Annotated in this window: 1 protein-coding gene; it reads left to right on the forward strand. The window is 60.6% G+C overall.

What is annotated here, in order from left to right:
* Positions 1-5,167: non-ribosomal peptide synthetase (locus M2401_RS34240; protein ID WP_259111491.1), on the forward strand; the 5,167-nt coding region annotated here is incomplete at both ends.

Genomic DNA, 5,167 nt, shown 5'->3' on the forward strand with positions numbered 1-5,167 from the left:
CTCAAGGTGCACCTGAAGGCGGGTCTGCCGGACTATATGGTGCCCGCGCAGTGGGTGTTATTGCAGGCCATGCCCCTGAGCCCCAATGGCAAGCTGGATCGCAAGGCCCTGCCATCGCCGGACACCAGCCTGCTGCAATCGCTGTATGTTGCGCCGCAAAACGAGTTGCAGCAGCAACTGGCGGCGATCTGGGCGAATGTGCTGAAGATTGATCGGGTCGGTCTGGATGACAATTTTTTCGAACTGGGTGGCGATTCGATCATTTCCATTCAGATGGTCGTTCGTGCTCGTGCCGCCGGGCTGGTACTCACGCCCAAGCAGTTGTTTTCGCATCAGACGGTTCGGGCACTGGCCAGCGTGGCCAGCGTTGCTCCGATCGCGGTGATGGAGCAGGGGCCAGTCACTGGGCCGCTGATTCTGACACCGGTCCAGCGCTGGTTTTTCGAACAGCCTATCGAACAGCGCAACCATTGGAACCAGGCGATATTGCTGCGCGCACGGGCGCCGCTGGAGGCGGCGGCACTGACTTCAGCCATTGAGGCAGTAATGGCCCATCACGACGCGCTGCGCCTGAGTTTTGAACGCAATGAAGGCGATTGGCAGGCACAATTTGTCGCCTGTGGCAGCGAACCTGTGTTGTGGCGGCGCACCCTGGCGAACACCGATCAGATCGAAGCCCTCGCCAACGAAGCGCAGGCCAGTCTGGATATTGGCAAGGGTTCGCTGATCCGGATTGTATTGATGGATTTACCGAACGCTGAGCAGCGTCTGCTTATCGTCGTCCATCACCTGGTCATGGATGGTATCTCTTGGCGAGTATTGCTGGAGGATATGCAACTGGCCTATGCCCAGGCGGTCGAGCATCAGCCGGTGAAACTCGCTGGCGCTACCTCGTCAATCAAACAGTGGGCGCAGGCCCTTGCCCAGTACGCCCAGGGCCAGCAGATCCAGGCGGAACTGACCTATTGGCAGACCCGATTGAGCGGCGTCAGCGCGAGTCTGCCCTGCGACGATTCCCAGGGCAGTCGAGCGTACGCGCATGTGCAGGTGCTGGGCGGCGGCATCGGTAGCGCCGCTACGCGGTTGCTGTTGCGTGCCGCGCCTTCGGCCTATCGCACCCAGATCAATGATTTGTTACTGACGGCCCTGGCCCGTGTGTTGTGCCGCTGGACGGGGCAGTCTTCAGCCTTGATCAAGCTTGAAGGGCATGGTCGCGAGGATATTTTCCAACAGATCGATATCACTCGTACCCTGGGCTGGTTTACCACGATGTACCCAGTGGTCTTGACGCCACAGATCTCTCTGGTGGACTCCATCAAATCCATCAAGGAGCAATTGCGCGGTATTCCCGGCAAGGGCATTGGTTACGGCGTGCTGCGTTATCTGGGCACCGAGCACAGCCGGGCGGTGCTGGAGGCACTGCCCGAACCTCAGGTTGTGTTCAACTATCTGGGCCAGTTCGACCAGAGCTTCGATGCGCAGCAGGGCTTGCTGGTGCCCGCTGCCGAGGGCAGTGGCGCGAGTCAAAGTGCCGATACGCTGCTCGATGGACTGATCAATATCTCCGGTCGGGTGTTCAACGATGAGTTGGTGACTAATTGGAGTTTCAGTCGCGAGGTCTTCCATCCCGCGACAATTCAGGCATTGATCGATGCGTTCAATGCCGAGCTGACAGCGCTTGTCGAGCATTGCAGTGATCCTCTCAGCGCGGGCCTCACTCCGAGTGATGTACCCCTGATCGCCCTCGATCAGGCACAACTTGACGCGTTGCCTGTGCCAGCGCGTCAAGTCGAGACCGTTCTGGGGTTGTCACCGCTGCAACAGGGCATGCTGTTCCGCGACCTGTATCAACGCCAGGGTACGGACTATCTGCACCAGATGGTCGTTGAGGTTCGCGGCCTTGATGTGCCGCGCTTCAAGGCTTGCTGGCAGGCCGCTGTCGATCGTCACGATTGTTTGCGTGCCTCATTCCTGCCAGGCGACAGTCAGCCCCTGCAAGTCATTCACGCGCATCGGCCGTTGGCTATCGTCGAGCTGGACTGGAGCGCTCGTGAGCATCGCGAGGTGGCTATCGATGCATTCGTCGAGGCTGATCGCGAAACAGGTTTTGACCTGGCCACTGACGTGCTGCTGCGCCTGGCGATCATCAAGACAGGCCCACAATGTCACACCCTGGTGTACAGCAATCACCACATCATCCTGGATGGCTGGAGCAATGCCCGGCTTTTGGGTGAGGTATTACAAGAGTATGCCGGTCATCCGGTTTCCTCCCCGGCAGGACGCTATGCCGACTATATGGCCTGGCTCGCGCGGCAGGACAGCGCTGCATGCGAGGCTTTCTGGCGACAACAGCCGGCGGTTCTCGACGAGCCGACCTTGCTGGCCCAGGCCTGTGCCAATGACAGGCAAACCAGCGGGCATGCCGTATGTGAGCAGCATTTGAGTGTGGCGGCCACCCGAGGCCTGGTGGTGTTTGCCCGTGAGCAACACATCACCGTCAATACCGTGATCCAGGCCTGCTGGGCGATCCTGTTGCAGCGCTATACCTTGCAGGACACTGTGGCCTTCGGTGCGACGGTCGCCGGGCGGCCCGCTGACCTGCCCGGTATCGAGCAGCAACTGGGGCTGTTCATCAATACGCTGCCGGTGATCTGCGCGCCCCGTCCCGAAATCGGCGCAGGGCGCTGGCTTCAAGAGTTGCAGGCGCACAATGTGCGTCTGCGCGAGTACGAACAGGCACCTTTGCATGATGTGCAGCGTTGGTTGGGTTTTCAGGGCACGTCGATGTTCGACACCCTGTTGGTGTTCGAGAATTATCCGATCTCCGATGCCCTGGCCGGTGCTTCGCAGCTCGGGATCGAGTTCGGTGAGCTACGCTCCCGCGAGCAGACGCACTATCCGCTGACGCTGTTTGTCGGCCTGGGTGAACAACTGTCGATTCGTTATGACTTCGACAGTGCCCACTTCGACGCTGCCGTGATCGAGCAGGTCATGCTGGATCTGGCTGGAGTGATTGAGCAGTGTGTGGCGGCGCCTGAGCGCTGTCTGGGGGATTTGCAGCTGCACAGTGCGCTGGCGCCTGCACGCAATTATGTTGCTGACGAAACCTCTGCTGCTCGTCTTGCCTTGCCACAACTGTTCCAGGCCCAAGTCGCACGCACGCCGTCGTCCTGTGCGCTCATATGTGCCGGACAGCAATTGACCTATGCCCAGCTCGATCAGCGAGCCAATCGTCTGGCCCGGCAGTTGTACCTGCTGGGTGCGGCTCCCGATCGACTGGTGGGAGTGGCGCTGGAGCGCGGCATTGACATGATCGTCGGTCTTCTGGCGATCATGAAAACCGGTGCCGCCTATGTACCGCTGGATCCCGAGTTTCCCACTGATCGACTGCGCTACATGATCCAGGACAGTGGCTTGTCCCTGCTGATTACCCAGCCCCAGGTGAGCGCGGGGTTGTCCCTGCCGGACGGGGTACGCTGTGTCTTCCCGACTGACGCCGACGAGTCGCTCGAAATTTTCGAGCCCATTGCCGTTGCTGCGCAGCACCTGGCCTATGTGATTTACACCTCAGGCTCTACGGGGCGGCCCAAAGGCGTTGCAGTATCCCATGGGGCTTTGGTCAATTTCCTGCAAAGCATGAGTGAAACCCCAGGGTTGCACGCGAGCGACCGTGTGCTGGGCCTGACGTCGCTGTCGTTCGATATTTTTGCCCTGGAGCTGTACCTGCCCTGGCTGCACGGAGCGAGCGTGGTATTGCTTGAAAGTGGCCAGAACAGGGACCCCCGGGCAATCGCCCAGGTCATCACGGATCATGGGGTCAGTGTGATCCAGGCGACGCCCTCAACCTGGCGCATGCTGCTGGAGGCCGATGTGTCTGCCTGCCTGCTGGGCAAGAAGTTACTGAGCGGAGGTGAGGCATTGCCGCCAGTCCTGGCCGGGCAATTACTTGCCGTGGGTGGGGCACTCTGGAACCTGTACGGGCCTACGGAAACCACCGTCTGGTCGGCTGTTGAACGGGTGGCTGAACGGGCGCCTGTGCGTCTGGGCGGTCCGGTGGCCAATACCTCCCTGCATGTGCTCGACAATAGCGGGCAAGCCGCAGCGGCCGGTTGCGTCGGTGAGCTGTTAATCGGCGGTGAAGGCCTTGCCAGGGGGTATTACCAGCGCCCCGGCCTGACCGCCGAACGCTTCGTGCCCAACCCTGACGATGAACAAGGCGGGCGCCTTTATCGCACCGGCGATCTGGTGCGTTGGCGTGGTGTGGCAAGCCTTGAGTACTGCAGTCGGATCGACCATCAGGTGAAGATTCGCGGTCTGCGTATCGAGCTGGGCGAGATCGAAGCCTGCCTGCAACAGCATGCCGATGTGCGCGAGGCGGTCGTAGTCGACAGGGATGGGCCGACAGGCAAGATGCTGGTGGCGTACGTCGTCGCCAATCCTGATGCCGGGAATATCCTTGACGCCCTGAAGACGTATTTGCGCGAGAGCCTGCCTGACTACATGGTCCCGGCATTCATTATCCCGCTGGACCGTATGCCGCTGACGCCCAATCGCAAACTGGACCGCAAGGCGCTTCCTGCGCCGGATCCGGTTGCGGACCGTCAGGGCCATGTCGAACCTCGCACAGGCTTACAGCGACAGTTGGCCTCAGTCTGGGCTGAAGTGCTCAAGGTCGAGGCCGTTGGTCTGAGTGACAACTTCTTTGCCCTGGGTGGCCATTCGTTACTGGCGACCCAGGTTATTTCTCGTCTGTGCCAGACTCTGGCGTTGGACGTGCCGCTCAAGGCGCTGTTCGACACCGCTGATCTTGCCGATTTTGCTTCGCAAGTGGCGCTCAGCCAGAGAGCCAATGTTCCACCACTGCGGTGTATTGAGCGCAGCTCGCCGTTGGCTCTGTCCTACGCCCAGCAACGCCAGTGGTTTCTCTGGCAGTTGGAACCTGGCAGTGCGGTGTACAACATTCCAGCGGCTTTGCGACTCAAGGGCGAGCTGGACCTGGCGGCACTGGAGCGCAGTTTTACCGCGCTGATCGAGCGCCATGAACCGTTGCGTACCACCTTCGTTCAGGCGGATGAGCAGGCGGTGCAGGTGATTCATGCCCACATGCCGCTGGAACTGGTTGTAGAGCCGGTAACGGCCGAAGAGCTGCGCGGTCGGGTCGAAGCCG

The organism is Pseudomonas sp. JUb42 (genome assembly GCF_024807945.1).
Taxonomy (GTDB): Bacteria; Pseudomonadota; Gammaproteobacteria; order Pseudomonadales; family Pseudomonadaceae; genus Aquipseudomonas.